The organism is Maribacter sp. IgM3_T14_3 (genome assembly GCF_049603095.1).
GTDB lineage: Bacteria > Bacteroidota > Bacteroidia > Flavobacteriales > Flavobacteriaceae > Maribacter.
On record NZ_CP187138.1, the window covers coordinates 4,767,829 to 4,783,730 of the forward strand.

General features: G+C 35.5%; 22 protein-coding genes. 4 read left to right on the top strand and 18 right to left on the bottom strand.

Features of this window, described 5'->3' with window-relative positions; translation table 11 throughout:
• Positions 1 to 1,035: 1,035 nt before the first annotated feature.
• The 3 genes from ACPF9A_RS21060 to ACPF9A_RS21070 form a co-directional block, all read right to left on the bottom strand.
• Positions 1,036 to 1,344: a hypothetical protein gene (locus ACPF9A_RS21060; RefSeq protein WP_424000191.1), complete on the bottom strand. Its 309-nt coding sequence runs from the start codon at positions 1,342 to 1,344 to the stop codon at positions 1,036 to 1,038.
• Positions 1,345 to 1,483: 139 nt separating this feature from the next.
• Positions 1,484 to 1,921, bottom strand: coding sequence for a hypothetical protein (locus tag ACPF9A_RS21065; protein WP_424000193.1), 438 nt, complete (start codon positions 1,919 to 1,921; stop codon positions 1,484 to 1,486).
• 182 nt (positions 1,922 to 2,103) lie between these two features.
• Positions 2,104 to 2,298 carry a cold-shock protein gene (locus ACPF9A_RS21070; protein WP_424000195.1) on the bottom strand — a complete coding sequence of 65 codons (195 nt, stop codon included), beginning with the start codon at positions 2,296 to 2,298 and terminating at the stop codon, positions 2,104 to 2,106.
• A 269-nt stretch (positions 2,299 to 2,567) separates the two neighbouring features.
• Between ACPF9A_RS21070 and ACPF9A_RS21075 the strand changes: the two genes are divergently transcribed.
• Positions 2,568 to 2,765, top strand: coding sequence for a hypothetical protein (locus ACPF9A_RS21075; RefSeq protein ID WP_282117950.1), 198 nt, complete (start codon positions 2,568 to 2,570; stop codon positions 2,763 to 2,765).
• A gap of 93 nt (positions 2,766 to 2,858) precedes the next feature.
• Positions 2,859 to 3,326: an FKBP-type peptidyl-prolyl cis-trans isomerase gene (locus ACPF9A_RS21080; protein WP_424000197.1), complete on the top strand. Its 468-nt coding sequence runs from the start codon at positions 2,859 to 2,861 to the stop codon at positions 3,324 to 3,326.
• Here ACPF9A_RS21080 and ACPF9A_RS21085 read toward each other — a convergent pair.
• From ACPF9A_RS21085 to ACPF9A_RS21110, 6 genes are all read right to left on the bottom strand, one after another.
• Positions 3,319 to 4,560, bottom strand: a complete 1,242-nt coding sequence (locus tag ACPF9A_RS21085; protein WP_424000199.1) for a hypothetical protein — start codon at positions 4,558 to 4,560, stop codon at positions 3,319 to 3,321. The genes ACPF9A_RS21080 and ACPF9A_RS21085 overlap by 8 nt on opposite strands.
• Positions 4,560 to 5,093 carry a TlpA family protein disulfide reductase gene (locus tag ACPF9A_RS21090; RefSeq protein WP_424000201.1) on the bottom strand — a complete coding sequence of 178 codons (534 nt, stop codon included), beginning with the start codon at positions 5,091 to 5,093 and terminating at the stop codon, positions 4,560 to 4,562. Before ACPF9A_RS21090 ends, ACPF9A_RS21085 begins: the two co-directional genes overlap by 1 nt.
• 79 nt (positions 5,094 to 5,172) lie before the next feature.
• Entirely contained in the window at positions 5,173 to 5,601 is a 429-nt protein-coding gene (locus ACPF9A_RS21095; protein WP_133687698.1) for an FKBP-type peptidyl-prolyl cis-trans isomerase, read from the bottom strand.
• 149 nt (positions 5,602 to 5,750) lie between these two features.
• Positions 5,751 to 6,293 (bottom strand): DUF4251 domain-containing protein, encoded by a 543-nt coding sequence (locus ACPF9A_RS21100; RefSeq protein ID WP_424000203.1) that lies wholly within the window; start codon positions 6,291 to 6,293, stop codon positions 5,751 to 5,753.
• A gap of 55 nt (positions 6,294 to 6,348) precedes the next feature.
• Positions 6,349 to 6,675, bottom strand: a complete 327-nt coding sequence (locus tag ACPF9A_RS21105; protein WP_424000205.1) for a hypothetical protein — start codon at positions 6,673 to 6,675, stop codon at positions 6,349 to 6,351.
• 116 nt (positions 6,676 to 6,791) lie between these two features.
• Positions 6,792 to 7,106: a hypothetical protein gene (locus tag ACPF9A_RS21110; protein WP_424000207.1), complete on the bottom strand. Its 315-nt coding sequence runs from the start codon at positions 7,104 to 7,106 to the stop codon at positions 6,792 to 6,794.
• Between the two features lie 234 nt (positions 7,107 to 7,340).
• Here ACPF9A_RS21110 and hpf point away from each other — a divergent pair, with 234 nt between their 5' ends.
• A complete protein-coding gene (gene hpf, locus ACPF9A_RS21115) occupies positions 7,341 to 7,643 on the top strand; it encodes a ribosome hibernation-promoting factor, HPF/YfiA family (RefSeq protein WP_133687702.1) in 303 nt (100 codons plus the stop codon).
• A 12-nt stretch (positions 7,644 to 7,655) separates the two neighbouring features.
• Here hpf and ACPF9A_RS21120 read toward each other — a convergent pair whose 3' ends face one another.
• Positions 7,656 to 7,997, bottom strand: coding sequence for a hypothetical protein (locus ACPF9A_RS21120; RefSeq protein WP_424000209.1), 342 nt, complete (start codon positions 7,995 to 7,997; stop codon positions 7,656 to 7,658).
• 423 nt (positions 7,998 to 8,420) lie between these two features.
• Here ACPF9A_RS21120 and ACPF9A_RS21125 point away from each other — a divergent pair, with 423 nt between their 5' ends.
• A complete protein-coding gene (locus ACPF9A_RS21125) occupies positions 8,421 to 9,359 on the top strand; it encodes a TerC family protein (protein ID WP_424000211.1) in 939 nt (312 codons plus the stop codon).
• A gap of 24 nt (positions 9,360 to 9,383) precedes the next feature.
• Here the strand turns inward: ACPF9A_RS21125 and ACPF9A_RS21130 are convergent, their stop codons facing one another.
• From ACPF9A_RS21130 to ACPF9A_RS21165, 8 genes are all read right to left on the bottom strand, one after another.
• Positions 9,384 to 9,638 carry an acyl carrier protein gene (locus tag ACPF9A_RS21130; protein WP_424000213.1) on the bottom strand — a complete coding sequence of 85 codons (255 nt, stop codon included), beginning with the start codon at positions 9,636 to 9,638 and terminating at the stop codon, positions 9,384 to 9,386.
• Positions 9,639 to 9,671: 33 nt separating this feature from the next.
• Positions 9,672 to 10,952: a beta-ketoacyl-[acyl-carrier-protein] synthase family protein gene (locus ACPF9A_RS21135; protein ID WP_424000215.1), complete on the bottom strand. Its 1,281-nt coding sequence runs from the start codon at positions 10,950 to 10,952 to the stop codon at positions 9,672 to 9,674.
• Complete coding sequence (locus ACPF9A_RS21140; protein WP_424000217.1) at positions 10,945 to 11,394, bottom strand: 3-hydroxyacyl-ACP dehydratase FabZ family protein; 450 nt, start codon at positions 11,392 to 11,394, stop codon at positions 10,945 to 10,947. Before ACPF9A_RS21140 ends, ACPF9A_RS21135 begins: the two co-directional genes overlap by 8 nt.
• Positions 11,395 to 11,406: 12 nt before the next feature.
• Positions 11,407 to 12,189, bottom strand: coding sequence for an SDR family oxidoreductase (locus ACPF9A_RS21145; protein WP_424000219.1), 783 nt, complete (start codon positions 12,187 to 12,189; stop codon positions 11,407 to 11,409).
• A gap of 18 nt (positions 12,190 to 12,207) precedes the next feature.
• A complete protein-coding gene (locus ACPF9A_RS21150) occupies positions 12,208 to 13,263 on the bottom strand; it encodes a type III polyketide synthase (protein WP_424000221.1) in 1,056 nt (351 codons plus the stop codon).
• Between the two features lie 23 nt (positions 13,264 to 13,286).
• Positions 13,287 to 13,994 (bottom strand): methyltransferase domain-containing protein, encoded by a 708-nt coding sequence (locus tag ACPF9A_RS21155; protein ID WP_424000223.1) that lies wholly within the window; start codon positions 13,992 to 13,994, stop codon positions 13,287 to 13,289.
• The gene (locus ACPF9A_RS21160; protein WP_424000225.1) at positions 13,994 to 15,115 is read right to left on the bottom strand and encodes an NAD(P)/FAD-dependent oxidoreductase; all 1,122 of its coding nucleotides are present in this window, start codon (positions 15,113 to 15,115) and stop codon (positions 13,994 to 13,996) included. Before ACPF9A_RS21160 ends, ACPF9A_RS21155 begins: the two co-directional genes overlap by 1 nt.
• 81 nt (positions 15,116 to 15,196) lie before the next feature.
• A complete protein-coding gene (locus ACPF9A_RS21165; RefSeq protein ID WP_424000227.1) occupies positions 15,197 to 15,889 on the bottom strand; it encodes an OmpA family protein in 693 nt (230 codons plus the stop codon).
• Positions 15,890 to 15,902 lie beyond the last annotated feature (13 nt).

Below are 15,902 nucleotides of genomic sequence, written 5' to 3' on the forward strand. Positions count from 1 at the left end.
GTTTTATGGTTTCTTGAACAGTACAATGTTTCTAGCGGTTCAAAGCAGTCTTAATGGTTAGAATGCTTTCTAGAATATAGCGATTGAGCCACGTGATAAAAAGTGATTACCCTGTGGGTGATTACTTTTTTCGGCGAGATGCAGCGCTGGCGTTTCCAAAATTATCTGTAAGCCTTGATTTTTTTGTTTCGCAGCCGCATCATCTCGCTCAAAGCATGCTTAGTCGTATCAAGAAAAAAAGATAAAAGAAACGCTTACTGGTTAAGATGCTGAAAGTCTATTTTACATAATGTTAGAGACACCTAAAGTAATTGTTGAAACAAAGGCGAGAAGTAGCAAGGGCTAAGAATTTTGCTCGCAGAGAAAATTTTAGCTGTTGCGACAAGCTGACGAGAATTCTCTGAAAAATTTATTGACTAAGAGTTTCTTATAAATTGTAAATTTCAAAAGAATCTAAAAGTTTTGCTTTTTTTGGCGTTGGCAAGCGATGGCAAATTGAGTTTAAATTTAAAATGCGTTTTTCAGCATTTTAGAATTTAAAAAGCAATCGAGCGTTTGCTAGCGGCAATTTGACATAATGACAAATTATAGATACAGCTATAAGGTTTCTCGCTGGTTTCTGAGAATTTGAAATTTTCTACAAAATATTTTCTGTGCACGAATATTGAAGCTTCGTAAATTAAACAGGTTGATGACCCTGTTAGTAATTCGCTTAAAAGCTACAAATGCGAGGGATATTTTACATAATAGAATTATAGATTACAGCTAAGTTATTGACTAACAAATACTTAACTATCAATCTGTTCTATAATTTATATTATGTAAAATAGACTTTTTAAGACCCCACTATTACTTACCTATTTCCATCCCATTAAAAACTTTCCAAAAAGAATATTTAGACAACCTATTAGAACTTAATTAAACATAATTATCCTCTCGCCGGCTTTCTAAAAACACCCTACTACTTTCAGTAATAATAGACACAAAAAAAACCGCTCATTACCGAGCGGTTTGTATTATTATATAAAATTAAATTTATCTGTTTAACATATACGATGCTACTTCTAGTTCTAATTCGTAGCACTCTTCCATTTGTCGCTCTACATCGTTCATACTATCCATAATAGAAATATCGTTCATTTTTAGAATAGACATCAAAGAATTGGTGCTACTTGCAGTACGATTAATAGTTGATTTCAAGCTTTCTTTTTTCTCAAAGCCACTATGCGTTTGAGGTTCATATAAATAAGATTCCAACTTCAATAATAATTGCTCGACCGATTTTCGTTTTCTTTCTAATTCGGTCAACACAGCTATTTTTTGAGAACTCATTGAAATTTTCATAAACCAATTTATTTTTTATTAGAACGGAGCATAATTAAATTGATTGTGTTCATAATTGCTAAATTTATCATAAGATGCTGAAAACAAAATTACCGCTCATTGCTGAGCGGTTATAATTCTAAATTTCTAAGTAAAATTCTTAGAAAAGACCTTTTGCTTTGTTAAGCAAGCTGCCGGCATCACCACCAACTAATCCGCTAAGACTTTCTAAGCTGAAAGCGGAATCTGAAGCTTCGTTCGATACGAACTTTTCTTTAAGGCTATCTACTAAACTTGGTGCAACATTACTAGCTTCTACCTGGGCGTCTGCAGCATTCATACCTTTGCTCTCTAATATTTCTGCTAGTTTGCTTTTTAAATTTTGAACGATACCACTGTCTTCAGTTGCATTGCCATCATTTGAAAATAAGCTTGTTATCGCACTTAAATCTCCTGCGCTTACTTTCTCCATAAGACTGCTGATAAGTGATGATGCACCTTCTTCTGCAGCTCCGGTAGTTGCTTCAGAATTTAAAGAATTTGCGCTCATTGTTTCTTGCAATTTTTCAATTGCCATTTGCTTTAATTGATCTAACATTTGTGTTTAAAATTTATAGTTAATAATGGTATAATTCCTTTTAAGCAAAGTCTTACAAGATTGTAAAGACCTTGAATACGCTAAGTTGGTAACAGACATTTTATAGGCTCGTCTGTCTACACACCGTATTTGAATAATATTCCAAAAAAAAAGTCCGTCATTGCTGACGGACTTTTCAAAGGTTATTCTATAACTCTAACGTTAACTGCGTTTAATCCTTTTTTTCCTTGGGTTAGTTCGAATTCGACTTCATCGCCTTCGCGAATCTCATCAACTAATCCTGAAATGTGAACGAAATGTTCTTTGTTTGAACCTTCTTCTGTTATAAATCCGAAGCCTTTAGCGTCGTTGAAGAATTTTACTGTTCCTGTACTCATAAATGTAATATAATTTGATATTAATAATTACTAGATGAATTGCAACTATAATGCCAAAAATTAAAAACTGGTATAATTGTACTCATTCCTCTATTTATCTAAACCCTCACCTTTTTATGAATGTCGGTTAATTCTTCCACGAATTAAGCTCTTATTTATCATCAGTAGCAGTAATAATACTCACCTGAACCACTATTTAATAACGAAAACCAAAAAAATTAGGATCACATAAATAAATGCTTTATTTTAGTATCGTTAAAATAACTAGCGTGACCACAAAACCTAATTTTGTTCTTCTTTCTGAAAACAACACCTACTACGTAGAATACCTTATTGGGCATCTTGTTTTAGCGAATAGCATTACAGAAGCCGTTGTTTTTGAATCGCAATCGCATGCCATAAAATTTCAAAAATACCTGTACCAAAATTGTAGCGTCCGCTTTTCGGTGAATACCTTTATTGCATAATTGGTATACCTTACTATTCTTTATAATGGTTAAATACATCTTAAATTGGTGTATGTTTATGGAGCAAAAACTATCTTTCCAAAAAAAAATATAATGAAATACATTACCATACTTCTTCTTGTAACTACTATGATTTCTTGTGGATCTAACGATGACAAGCAAACACCTCTTGAGGCTATCGATTTTACCGCAATCAATGAAGAAGAGATTAATGCATATTTAATTGCTAACGAGCTGGAGTCACAAACCACTGCATCTGGCTTACACTATATTATTGAAAACCAAGGTGATGGATCAAAACCATCTGCTTCTTCTAATGTAACTGTAGCTTATAGAGGTTATTTTCTTGATGGTGAAGTTTTTGACCAAAGTGCAGAAGGACTATCTATAGGTCTTAATCAAGTAATTGCAGGGTGGACAGAAGGTATTCCCTTATTTAACGAAGGTGGAAACGGCGTATTGTTTGTGCCATCTCACTTAGCCTACGGTAGTTTTGATTATAATGGTATACCTGGTGGTTCTGTATTGGTATTTGATATTGAATTGATTTCGGTTAATTAAACGAAAACCCTTCTACCGGCATTTTAGCAGTGCGCACTTGAGTGACTGCACCAGCTTGCTCGGTCCATGCAAAATATAGGATTTCTTCAACAATTTCCATTTGAGGAAATCCGGATTTTCGAGAATCTACCATTTCGGTAATCACTTTCTTTTTAGAAATTGTTCCGTCTTTATTCACAACCATTGCCTTAAACAATGCCGTTTTATCATTAGCTTCCATCCAGCTTACAATAGCGTTATCTTCATCCATCCATAAAACATCAACACGACCCATTATAGCACCTTCGGCAACTAAAACCGGCTCAGAAAATTCAGCTCCTCCATCTGAAGAAAAAGTAATTTGTACCTTTTGCTTATTTGATACACCTGTAAACCAAGCGACGACCAAATTATTACCCAAGGCATCAACTTTTGGTCCGTTTACAGGACACCCTTTTATTTGCCAATCATCTTCATGTATTACTTTAGGTGCCGTCCACTCCCCTTTCACCTGGCGAACAATACTGATGTCACGAATTTCATCTTCTGATCGATTACGATAGATCACTACCGGACCATTATCTGTTATCGCTGAAGTCGTCTGGCAACATTCGCATGTGCTATCATCCAATTCATATTCTTCTAATAATTTTCCTGTAGCAGATACCACTCCGCCACGTAAAGTCATTGCTCCGCGTTCCCCAGCCTTATTTTCTTCGGTATTTCTACCATCGAGCCAATTGACAAAGAAGTTGTTATTGTACGGCATTATACTTACAAAACCATGTTCGGTCGGCGTACCATCGGTATGCAGTTCTAAACCGGTTATCCAATTGGTTGCTCCCTTTGGTTTCACGTTCATTTTTACATCGTAAGAATACGTACCTGCTGTAGATTTCTTTAAAACGTGAGACCATAAATTACCATTATTCTCGGTAATCATAGGGTAATCTGCCCAGTTCACAAACCAATCTGTACCACTCCATATATTTTGCGCTTCTTGCCAATTACCATCGATCAATTGAGAATAGCGTAAAGTCGCCATTGTATCGTTAGATGTTTCTACCCATGAAAGCATGGCAACATCTTTATTGGACATTAAGTGTGGCAAAGCACTAGATTCACCTGCCGGTGATATCATGTCTTCTATCATGCTTACTGGTGCTTCCGGCAATATAATCTTAGGTTCTTCTTTGCAACCTAAGAATATACTGGTTACCGAGAAAAGAAAAAAAGTCTTCGTTAGTATGTGCATTACTTTACCGCTCTAAGTTTTTCGATCATTTCGGGACTATCCCACTTCAATCCGCCATCAAAACGCAATACCTGCTCCCCTACTTCATTATAAATAAATGTTGCCGGTAAGGCACTCACATTTTCTTTGGCATATACACCGTTGTATCTTATAAAAGATAATTGAAATTTGCGTGCTTCTTTAAACTTTATAATTTTATCTATAGATTGATCAGATGCAAATAGAAATACGTAGTTGTCCTGTTCTAGAATGGTCTGCGCCTTCTCCATATCGGGCATTTCTTCGATGCATGGCCTGCACCACGTTGCCCAATAGTTCACCAACACACGTTTACCTTTGTAATCACTTAATTCAATAGGGTTACCCTCTAGATCTTCATAAGTTGAGACGGAAACCTTTTCTACTATAACTTCGGGTATAACTTCTGTATTTACCTCTGTTTTTACTTCTGTTTTAACCTCTTTACAACTTGTGATGAAAATACTTAAAATGAAGAAAAATAATGTTCTTAAAATCATATTCAAAGATACCATTTCGATGGATTAATAATGCACACTACAAACCAAAAAAAACCGCCTATTAGGCGGTTTTTTATATACTAATTACTAGGTATTATTTAACTTCAACCAATTCTAATTCGAAGGTTAAATCTTGACCAGCCAAAGGGTGGTTTGCATCTACAACGATATCATTTTCGTTTACTTCTGCAACACGTAACTGTCTTTCACTACCATCTGCATTGGTTGCCATAAGTGCCATATCTACTTTTGGCTCCATATCTTGCGGCAAATCTGATTTTGGAACAGTTTGAAAAAGCTCTTTTTGCTTTTCACCGTATGCATCTTCTTTAGCAATTACGATTGTTTTTTTATCATTTGCTTGCATATCCAACAATCCCTTTTCAAAACCAGGTATTAAACTACCTTGTCCTAATTTTACCTCTAAAGGTTCTCTATCTACCGAACTATCAAATATTTGACCATTACTCAATTTACCTGTGTAATGTACTTTTACTTGACTATCTGCTTTTACTTTACTCATACTATTTAATTTCTACTATTTCACTTAATTGAGGCGCAAAGGTATTATTCTCAATAGGGAATAACGAAGATTATGGCAAAACCTTCCCTTTTTAGCCTCTTCTTAACATAAAATCGAAAATTAGGGTCAATTAACTCGTGCTGAATACGTTATTCATCTTCTTTAATAGCATTTACGTTACCATTATATTGAATGGCATTTCTATTAGCCATGTTTACAGAAACTACACTTGATTTATTCGGATAGATGTCAATGTAGACTGTATACCGATCAGATTTATCGGATACTTGAAAGCTTATAGCATACTTTTGCTTGTCACTATTAAACGCTTGCGTATAATTCTGTGGTAATCCGTTAAACTCAATTCCCGGCGTAGAACCATAACCGCCACCAAATTGGCGTTCTCCATAGTAAGGTAAGTTAGCCGATACACTATCGCCAAAAATATTTAGGTAATTACCTGTACCTGTTAAATCGATACGCGAAATAGTACTACCTGGCGGAATGAGTCCGCTATTTGCTATCGCAGTTAGACTTTGAGTAACGGTTGGGTTGGCAGATGTTGCTATAAGCTCTATTTGTTTTGATGCCACCAAATCGTGAATAGCATGCGTATCGCTAATTACATTTTTTGAAGATGAACAACTTAACAAAACGCTATAGGCGAATATAAATAGAAGTATAGTTCTCATAGATGATAATTTTAATCATCTAATAAGCTACGAAATCTATGCCAAAAAATGAATTTTAATCTTCGAACTCTTCTTCTTCAAATTCAGTATTTACTAAAACTGATTTCTTGAAATTAAGGGCACGAGATTCTTTGTACAATGCTTTGATTAAGCGTTGACGCTTTCGGTCAGTAATATTTAAGGTATCGAGACTTCTGATTTTTTGTTTCAAAGCGGCTCTTTGTAGCATTACTGCCGTTTCGTAATTTGGCTCAAATTGAAACATTACAGGACCTTCATCTTCTTCGTTCGGGTTGATTTTTGTAGAATCGTTCGTTTGTGAATACGACAAACCGGTAAAAAATATAGAGCAGCAAATAGTTAGCCGCATTAAAGTTTTCATATTAAATAAGTAAGTGTTCTAGGTCTAAATTAAGAACATTTATTTTAAAATTGATTTAATAAAATAACATTATGATAAATAATGGGCTTTTTACCAATTGGCTAAGATATAGGTCGTTAAACGGGTTGTCTAAATTTTAATGTATACTCCATAAAATCAAATTCAAGTTCGAAGGTTTCGCGAATATGATAGTTGACCATTTTATATTGTTCAGGCAACAGATCTTTTGAAGATTTCATAAATTCTAACAGCTTCTTATTGGCATCTGAAAGATGAGCAATTTTATTCATTAGATACACCTTCGTTTCGAATAATGCCATGGTAGTAGGCTCATATAAATAAGAATCTACCCTAATTTTAAAAAGCTGAATAGTGTTGTAGCACCGTTCTAATTTACCTAAACACATCGATACATCCTGTCCATTCTCCATAGCTGTCTTATTAAAAAAATGAATTTGTGGGAAATTTACTTCAAAGTAAATGAAGAAAGTGTTATTTCAACTATGTTTTTGTAAGTTTAACTAAACTTTAAAATAGCATCGTAATTGCTAACTTTTTAGAAACAAAAGGATTAGAAAACCTTAACATTCGACTTGGCAATCTTTAAGAATTTTTTAATTGGTATGCTCTACTATAATGAGTACCTTAAACTAAACTTTTAACCTATGAATATCAATTTTGAATACGACGATGTAAAAGCCAGCAATCGATTAGAGATTATGGCAGCGCAAAAACTTGAAAAATTATTGGACAAATTCGATTTTATAGTAAGGTCTGATGTTTTCTTTAAAAAAGAGAATACCTCTTCACCCGATTCAGGTATGGTATGTAATATTCGCTTGAGTGCACCGGGTCCACGACTGTTCGCACAATCGTCTTGTGGTAGTTTTGAAGCTGCGATTGCTTCATCTATAGAAGATTTACAACGACAATTGGAAAAAAGAAAAGCAAAAATGCAGTCTCATTAGACTGCATTTTTTTTATTGTTCGATAATTTCATCAGACTTCGTGTGATTGGCAATCACAGCCTGTACTTTTTCAGAAAAAGGATTCCGCTTTAGTTCTTGAATCAATCTCTTTCTTCTTCCATCAGAAATATCCATAGAATCTAAAATCTCTTTCATACGATATTGATAGGCTATACGACTCTGTTTTAATGCCACACGTTCAGATGCCGTAAGCACATAATCAGATTCAAACCGATTTAAAAGCATACGTTGTTTTACTCGAGCATCAGACTGCAAAGAATCTTGAGCAAAGGCAGTGTTCATACATAATATCATGTACAACAAAACACCCCCAAAAATGGTTAGTTTTTTCATTTCAATAGCTTGTTCTACTTTAAAATTAATACTTAAAATTTGATTTACTCTTGATTACGAAATATTATTGCAGTTAATCGAGTAAAGATGCTCGTTTATCGTTCAATTACAATAGGTACTAATTACTCCAAAAAGTCATTTGATTAAGCGAATTTTACAAGAATAAAGTATTACTTCTCATTAATTTTAAATTTAAAATAAACTTGCCAATCGCTATTTTATAATAGGAATACGCATAAATATCCTGTTCTGCCTTTTTAAGATTAATAAATTGAGTTAAAACATTCATCTATTAGTAGAGGATGACGCAAATTTGCCATAAAATTAAATTGGTAGTAAATTGATTTTCAATTCATCAACATTTAAAAGAATTGAAATAGATGAAGTCAATTTTTAATACATTTGCATCTTCAAAAATTCAATATGATAGTCTGGATTATTTTTGTTGCCGTAGTACTTGTTTTTCTTGCGTTAGATTTAGGTGTCTTTCATAAGAACGAACATGTAATAAAATCTAAAGAAGCAGGTATCTGGACTGCCATTTTCGTAACTGTTGCTTTTGCCTTTAGTGGTGTTATTTATTGGTTATTCAGTGCCGAGTTAATTGACAACCCAACGGGACTAACCCCTAATGACGCTGTTCTAAAATATATTACCGGGTATCTTATCGAATTATCTTTAAGTGTTGATAACGTATTCGTTATTGCGGTTATCTTCTCTTCTTTTAAAATACCTGCATTGTACCAGCACCGTGTTTTGTTTTGGGGTATTTTGGGTGCGATTGTATTTAGAGCATTAATGATATTTTTCGGAGTTGCGCTAATTACCAAGTTTGAATGGATTATTTATGTCTTCGGTGTATTCCTTTTATATACTGCATTTAACATGCTGAAAGGTGAAGACGATGATTTTGACCCTCAAAATTCTTTTGTTTTTAAACAAATCAAAAAAATATACCCCGTTACATCGACAATGCACGGTCATGATTTTTTCGTAAAACGAATGGGAATTAATGCTGCTACCCCCCTATTTGTTGCCCTTATTGTTATTGAACTTACCGATATTCTTTTCGCTTTAGATAGTATACCTGCAATTTTAGCAATTACGGCAGATCCATTTATTGTATTTACCTCGAATATCTTAGCTATTTTAGGATTGCGTTCAATGTATTTCTTGATTTCAAGAATGCTTGAGAAGTTTAGATATATCAACTATAGCCTTGTGGTTATTCTTGCCTTTGTAGGTTTGAAGATGTTATTCTCTCATTATATACATTTACCTGAATGGGTATCTTTGACTGTAATCTCAGTAGCATTGGTATCGGGCATATTGGCCTCGACTTTCATTAAGAATAAAGAATAACTCTTAAGATAACTTCTTATAATTTCACTTTTCAGCTAGCTTGGCATCGATAATTGCCATGGCATCGTTGACCGTTTGCATTTGATCCATATCATCATTTTCTAATCGAATGTCGAATGCATCTTCTACATCTAATACAATATCAACAAGATTTGCAGAATTGATATTTAGGTCGTTCATGAAGTGGCTGTCTTGCTCAATGTCTGTAACTGCTACGTCTTCGGGAAGATAGATTTTTATAATATCTTTTAATTTCTGATATTTTTCTTCGTTATGCATATTTATTCTTATAAGATACCTTACGGTATTATTTTAATTATCTTTTGAAAAAGCTTTAAATATAACACAAGCATTTACATCTCCGAATCCGAAGCTTGCTTTGGCTATATATTTAGGTGAATAATTCATAGTTTCCCTTGGGATGCAAGAATCAGAAATCACTCTAGAAATCTCTGGATGTATATCGTCACAGTTCACATTTTTAAACACTACATGTTCTTTAAACTGCAAAACGGATGCAACACATTCAATACTACCTGCTGCTGCCAAACAATGACCAACAGCACCTTTAAACGAATTTATATAAGGAAAATCAGTATTCTTTCTACCTAAAGCCGCACTCCAATTTTCAATTTCTAAACCATCTTTAGTTGTTGCCGTTAAATGTCCGTTTATAACATCAATATCAGCTGCTTCAACACCTGCATTGCTTATCGCATTTCGTATGCAACGCTGAACCGCTATACTATTTGGTGCGGTCATTGTACCTTCTCCTACTTGTCCGCCACTATTAACTTCACCTCCTAGCACTTCTGCATATATATACGCTCCTCGTTTTTGAGCACTTTCTAAGGACTCCAACACCAATGCTCCTGCCCCACTACCAGGAATGAAACCTGCTGCGGTGCCACTCATAGGTCTACTTGCCTTCGTAGGATTATCGTTATATCCGCGAGGTAAAATACGCATGGCATCAAAGCCTCCCCATACATACGGACCACTATCACTACAACTACCGGTCAACATAATTTCAGCTTTGCCCTGGCTTATACGATCATATGCCATTAAAATACCCTCGGTACCCGTTGTACATGCTGCGGAATTTGTTGTGACTTGATTTCCGCAACCTAACAATCCCCCTAAATAGGCACTTATACCGCTCGCCATCGTCTGTATAACCGAAGTACTGCCGAGCCTACGCACATTCCCTTCATCTATTAAATGAATGGCTTCCCTAAATTTGTCGACCCCTAAAATTCCGGTACCAAAAATAATTCCGCGATCCCAACTTGGTTCATCGGTCGTATTTTTTTCTAATCCCGCATGTTTCCATGCATCTACACCCGCGATTACACCGTAAACGATTCCCGTGGCATTTAATCCTCTGCGCTCTAACGGTGTAAAATAGTTATCTATGAGTTTATCTTTTACCAAAGGCTCACCAGCAACCTGGCAACCAAAACCTAGCTTTTCTAAATTTGGTTGATGCCGGAGTCCGCTTTTACCTTCTAATAAAGCATTGGTAAAATCGGTAAGTCCCACGCCATTTGGCGCACATACTCCCAAACCTGTTATGACAACTCTTCTATTCATTATTTGTACCTATCATGCCAGCAACTATACCTTTACAGACTAATTTATCATCTTCGTCATACATTTTTACATTGCATTTTAGTTTCTGAAATCTAAAATACACCAATTCTGATATTACCTTAACGCGTTCCCCCGGAAAAACAGGCAGTAGAAACTCCATCTCAGAACTACTCATTCCTATTTTTAGGTTTGTTAGTTTAGATTGATTTCCTAATAGAAAAATTCCCAAGCAGACCAAACCTATTTGTGCGCAACACTCCGTTAACAATACACCCGGTGTTACAGGATTGTTCTTGAAATGCCCTTTGTAAAAATCTGAATCTGGTGAAAATCGATAGTTGCCCTGAACTCCTTTTCTATCTATATGCTGAATTTCGTCCACAAACAGAAATGGTGCCGTGTATGGTAATTCATCCAATATCCATTCGAAAGATTCTTTCATAGCCTTAACACCTTATATTAAACTTTCGCCACCATCAACTTTAATAACAGTACCCGTAATCCATTTTGCTTCATCAGTCGTTAGTAAATACACTGCATTTGCAACGTCTTCGGGATTTGTTAACCGATTATTCGGATTCCTCTTTAATGCATTTTCTTTGATTTTCTCATAACCGGGAATCATAGATAATGATTTAGTCATAGTAATACCTGCCTGTATGCAATTCGCTTTTATACCGATCGGTGCAAATTCTAATGCCATGCTTCTGGTCAATGCTTCTAAAGCTACTTTAGCTACCGAAACTGCACTGTAATTTGGCAATGCTTTCGTATTACCTTCACTTGTAAACGATATTACCCTAGTATCTTCTGCAAAAAGTTTGGCTTCCACCAAAGCCTTTGTCCAATCGTAGAGACTCAAAGCCATGGCATCAAAAGTGATTCTAAAATCGGTATCGGTCAATGTAGGTCCGTTTTCTGAATACATGGGTTTTAGTGTTCCTTTGGCTACGCTATGTATCAATACTTTTATTTGATGCCCTTCAGGTAACTTTTCATGAATATCAGTAAGTATTTCTGCTCGCTTACCTGCATTCAAAGCATCTACATTCATGCCAATAACTTCATTACCATAAGACCGAATTTCATTAAACGCCATTTCTATAACTTCCATATCTGTACGTCGATCTCGGTGAAGAATGAGTATATGATAACCGTGTTTAGCCAATTTCTTCGCCGTAGCTAATCCGAGTCCACTACTTCCTCCTAAAATCAAAGCCCAATAGGTATTTTTCATAGTTGTTATTTGATTATACTACCATTCTATCAATACACGTTGAGCCGAAAAACCAGGACCAAAACTTAATATCAAACCCTGTTCGCCTTCTGATATATCTTTTTCTAAAAAACGTTCTAACACGTATAAAACAGTGGCACTACTCATATTTCCATAAAGTCTTAAAACTTCTCTTGTATCATCAATATTCTTGCCTAAGGCACCAAAAAGTGATTCTACGGTTTGCACTATTTTCTTTCCTCCGGGATGAAAAATTAAATGGTCTACATTCTGAATATTACTACCGTACTTTTCTAAGAAAGGATGTACAATATCAGCAAAATGATTTGAAATTGTTTCGGGTACAGCAGGATCAAGAATCATTTTTAATCCGTGATTGGTCAAATCAAATCCCATCATCTGTGTTGCATCTTTAAAGTGATACATTTCTTCACCTATGATTTTTGGACCGACAGCATCTGCTTCTGAAGATAGCAACACACATGCCGCACCATCTCCAAAAATTGCTGCACTTACCATATTTGCCATGGAATAATCTTCTAGCTGAAATGTGGCAGTGGGACTCTCTACTGCAACCAAAGCAATACGCTTACCAGGATTTGACTTTAAAAAGTTGTGTGCATAGATGAGTCCCGAAACTCCCGCAGCGCAACCCATTTCTGTAACTGGCAATCTTACCACATCTTGTCGCAACCCCAATTCATTAATTAAATAGGCATCTAAAGACGGAATCATAATACCGGTACAACTAACGGTAATAATATAATCGATAGTTGAAGCGTCCCAATTACTTTTCTGCAAGGCATTTCTGAGCACATTCGAACCCATACGTTTGGCCTCCCTACTATATATTTTATTTTTATCTTCAAAAGAGGTGGTTACGAACACTTCTTCAGGTGGCATAATGGAATACCGCCTATCTACTGCTGCACCTTCAAAAATCTTTACCACTTTTCGTGAAAAACGTTCTTCTTGACCGCTTAGCCAAAACTCTACTAGTGGAATGATATCTTTTGTATCTCTATAAAACGCGGGTAATTCTTTGGTAACGCTAACAATTTTTGTGTGATTCATAATTATTCTTAATCTTCAATCTACTACTTCTTTTTTAAAACCCATATATATCTAAAAGCCCATTTCCATTGAATATGGTGTGATGCGGTTGTAACCTGACGAGCAAAATGCTCTAATTCTTCCTTTTTAAACGCCCTTCGTATAGATAAAAGTCCGTCTTTCTTGGCAATCTCAGTTTTTATAAAGAAGAAACTGAATGCCTTGAATAAATAATACGCAACGGGACTCCGTTCCAAATCATTTATGACGACACCCAACTTTGCTATTTCTACAAAACGATTTACAAATTGCAGTACACCCTCATCTGTAAAATGATGCAATGTCAACGTCGTCATGACCACATCAATATTCCATTCAGAAAAATCAGTTTTTAAAATATCGGTATTCAAGTAACTTATCTCAGGATAATCGGTTGAATATTGCTGTGCTAACTGTAAACCTTGTTCATTAAAATCTACGCCTATTAAATTTACTGTAATATTCCTCTTTCTGGCTTCATCTGCAAGCTTTCTTAGCATGGTTCCTTCGGCACAACCCATATCTAAAATCGTATACGATTTTTTAATTCCTGAACCAATCAGCTCAAAAACAGCACTTAAAGTAATACTATAACCCCCTAATAGTTTATTTACCCTATTAATATCTTGAAGTATAGTTTCTAGTTCAGTTGTAGTACCCAAAAAGGTATCCATTATCTCAATGTCTGAACTTCTTTGCTTAAAATCTACCATTATGAAATCAGTTGTCCATGGGTTTTTGAAATGATAAATTTTAGTATTGATTTTGATTTTCCGACGGATTTAATTCCCATTGAAACTAATGTTTTATTCATTAATACACCCTGTAATCTTCTCCCGAACCATAATCGATTACTAAATTCCTTTGACCATGATTTTTTATAATCTCGTTCCAAAAGCTCACGCGTATATTTTGGGTCATTAAAAAAGCGCAATGTCAATTCTGAAGCAATCTTAGCACTATGAATAGCCATCGCCATACCATTACCGCAAAGCGGATGAATGAGCCCTGCAGTATCACCACACATTAGCATATGACCAACGACACTTTCTTTTCTATCAAATGCAATCTGGGCAATTGTCATAGGTTGCTCGAAAATAGGTTCGGCATTTTCTAAAAACTTATTCAGAAATGGATTTACTGCTATTACGTTGGAGTTAAAACTACTGATATCCTTAAATTTTTTGAAACTATTATAATTAACCAAATAACAGAAATTGACATCTCCTGTTTCCGTCTTTGACAATCCGCCATAACCGCCTTCGAAATTATGTAAACCTACCAGCGCATCAGGAAAATCAGCCATTTTGTAATGGGACTTCACAGCCAACCAAGATTGTTTTTTATCACTAAACGCCCGCTCCATTTTCTTATCTAGAACAGAGCGCTTACCATAAGCGCCGATGGCTATTTTTGAGGTGTAGGTATTAGATTTAGTACTAATTGTAAACCGATTATTGTCGTAGGCTGTATTAATTACTTTTTCAAAGTAAAAAGTAACCCCTAGCTCGATTGCCCTTGTACATAAAAGCTGATCAAAAGCAAACCTGCTTATTCCGAATCCGCCTAATGGCAAATCGGTCTCAATAATGAATCCGTCTAATGTACTTATCTGAAATTTCGAAATATCTACAGCTCCAAAAACTTTTAAATCTACCCCTAACCGTTTTAGATAAGGATCGACTTCTTTTGAGACATATTCTCCACACACCTTATGATGGGGATATGGCTGCATTTCAATCACGGCAACATCCAATCCTTCCGAAGCCAAATGAATAGCAGCAGTCAAACCCGCTAATCCGCCTCCTATAATAAGTATGCCGTGTGCTTTCACTGCATGAAAGTTACACCAAAAACAAAAAAGCCCTGCATATGCAGGGCTTTTATTTTAACGCTAAACCATAATATATAGTTCTTAGTTTGTCTTTGTCTGTGCTTCCTGTTTTAAAGACTCACTTGCAACAATAGCTAATTCAACACGTCTGTTCTTAGCTTTACCTGCAGTAGTCGTATTATCTCCAACAGGTTGCGTTTCGCCATACCACTTGGTATCAAATCGGCTTGCATCGATACCCTGACTAATTAAATAATTAGTAACAGATTCTGCTCTTTGTTTTGAAAGGGTAAGGTTATATTCATCGGCACCAGCACTATCAGTATGCCCTTCTACTAAAATATTAGATTGTGGGTACTCTTTAAAAATACCAACTAGTTTATTTAATGTTGTTGCAGATGTACCTTGAACATTAGATTTATTGGTATCGAAATATACACCCGCATCTTCATTAAATGTAACATTGATACCTTCACCTACACGCTTTACTTCTGCACCAGGTATTTCTTCTTCGATACGTTCTGCTTGACGGTCCATTCTATTACCGATATAACCACCGGCTGCACCACCTATGGCTGCACCTAAAATTGCACCAAGAGCAGTATTATTACCACTACCAACGTTGTTACCTAAAACACCACCGATTACGGCACCACCCGTAGCGCCTATAACAGCACCTTTTTGAGTTTTATTTGCATTTTTAACCGTACTGCAGCTCATTACCATGGCAAGAGCGATTACATAACTAGTTCTTCGAATTATCATTGTTTTCATATGCTTATTTTAA

Excerpts from the sequence above, each read along its gene's own strand:
- ACPF9A_RS21060 (WP_424000191.1), bottom strand. The coding sequence starts at position 1,344 with ATGAAAATTTCAATGAGTTCTCAAAAAATAGCTGTGTTGACCGAATTA.
- ACPF9A_RS21065 (WP_424000193.1), bottom strand. The coding sequence starts at position 1,921 with ATGTTAGATCAATTAAAGCAAATGGCAATTGAAAAATTGCAAGAAACA.
- ACPF9A_RS21070 (WP_424000195.1), bottom strand. The coding sequence starts at position 2,298 with ATGAGTACAGGAACAGTAAAATTCTTCAACGACGCTAAAGGCTTCGGA.
- ACPF9A_RS21080 (WP_424000197.1), top strand. The coding sequence starts at position 2,859 with ATGAAATACATTACCATACTTCTTCTTGTAACTACTATGATTTCTTGT.
- ACPF9A_RS21085 (WP_424000199.1), bottom strand. The coding sequence starts at position 4,560 with ATGCACATACTAACGAAGACTTTTTTTCTTTTCTCGGTAACCAGTATA.
- ACPF9A_RS21090 (WP_424000201.1), bottom strand. The coding sequence starts at position 5,093 with ATGGTATCTTTGAATATGATTTTAAGAACATTATTTTTCTTCATTTTA.
- ACPF9A_RS21095 (WP_133687698.1), bottom strand. The coding sequence starts at position 5,601 with ATGAGTAAAGTAAAAGCAGATAGTCAAGTAAAAGTACATTACACAGGT.
- ACPF9A_RS21100 (WP_424000203.1), bottom strand. The coding sequence starts at position 6,293 with ATGAGAACTATACTTCTATTTATATTCGCCTATAGCGTTTTGTTAAGT.
- ACPF9A_RS21105 (WP_424000205.1), bottom strand. The coding sequence starts at position 6,675 with ATGAAAACTTTAATGCGGCTAACTATTTGCTGCTCTATATTTTTTACC.
- ACPF9A_RS21110 (WP_424000207.1), bottom strand. The coding sequence starts at position 7,106 with ATGGAGAATGGACAGGATGTATCGATGTGTTTAGGTAAATTAGAACGG.
- hpf (WP_133687702.1), top strand. The coding sequence starts at position 7,341 with ATGAATATCAATTTTGAATACGACGATGTAAAAGCCAGCAATCGATTA.
- ACPF9A_RS21120 (WP_424000209.1), bottom strand. The coding sequence starts at position 7,997 with ATGAAAAAACTAACCATTTTTGGGGGTGTTTTGTTGTACATGATATTA.
- ACPF9A_RS21125 (WP_424000211.1), top strand. The coding sequence starts at position 8,421 with ATGATAGTCTGGATTATTTTTGTTGCCGTAGTACTTGTTTTTCTTGCG.
- ACPF9A_RS21130 (WP_424000213.1), bottom strand. The coding sequence starts at position 9,638 with ATGCATAACGAAGAAAAATATCAGAAATTAAAAGATATTATAAAAATC.
- ACPF9A_RS21135 (WP_424000215.1), bottom strand. The coding sequence starts at position 10,952 with ATGAATAGAAGAGTTGTCATAACAGGTTTGGGAGTATGTGCGCCAAAT.
- ACPF9A_RS21140 (WP_424000217.1), bottom strand. The coding sequence starts at position 11,394 with ATGAAAGAATCTTTCGAATGGATATTGGATGAATTACCATACACGGCA.
- ACPF9A_RS21145 (WP_424000219.1), bottom strand. The coding sequence starts at position 12,189 with ATGAAAAATACCTATTGGGCTTTGATTTTAGGAGGAAGTAGTGGACTC.
- ACPF9A_RS21150 (WP_424000221.1), bottom strand. The coding sequence starts at position 13,263 with ATGAATCACACAAAAATTGTTAGCGTTACCAAAGAATTACCCGCGTTT.
- ACPF9A_RS21155 (WP_424000223.1), bottom strand. The coding sequence starts at position 13,994 with ATGGTAGATTTTAAGCAAAGAAGTTCAGACATTGAGATAATGGATACC.
- ACPF9A_RS21165 (WP_424000227.1), bottom strand. The coding sequence starts at position 15,889 with ATGAAAACAATGATAATTCGAAGAACTAGTTATGTAATCGCTCTTGCC.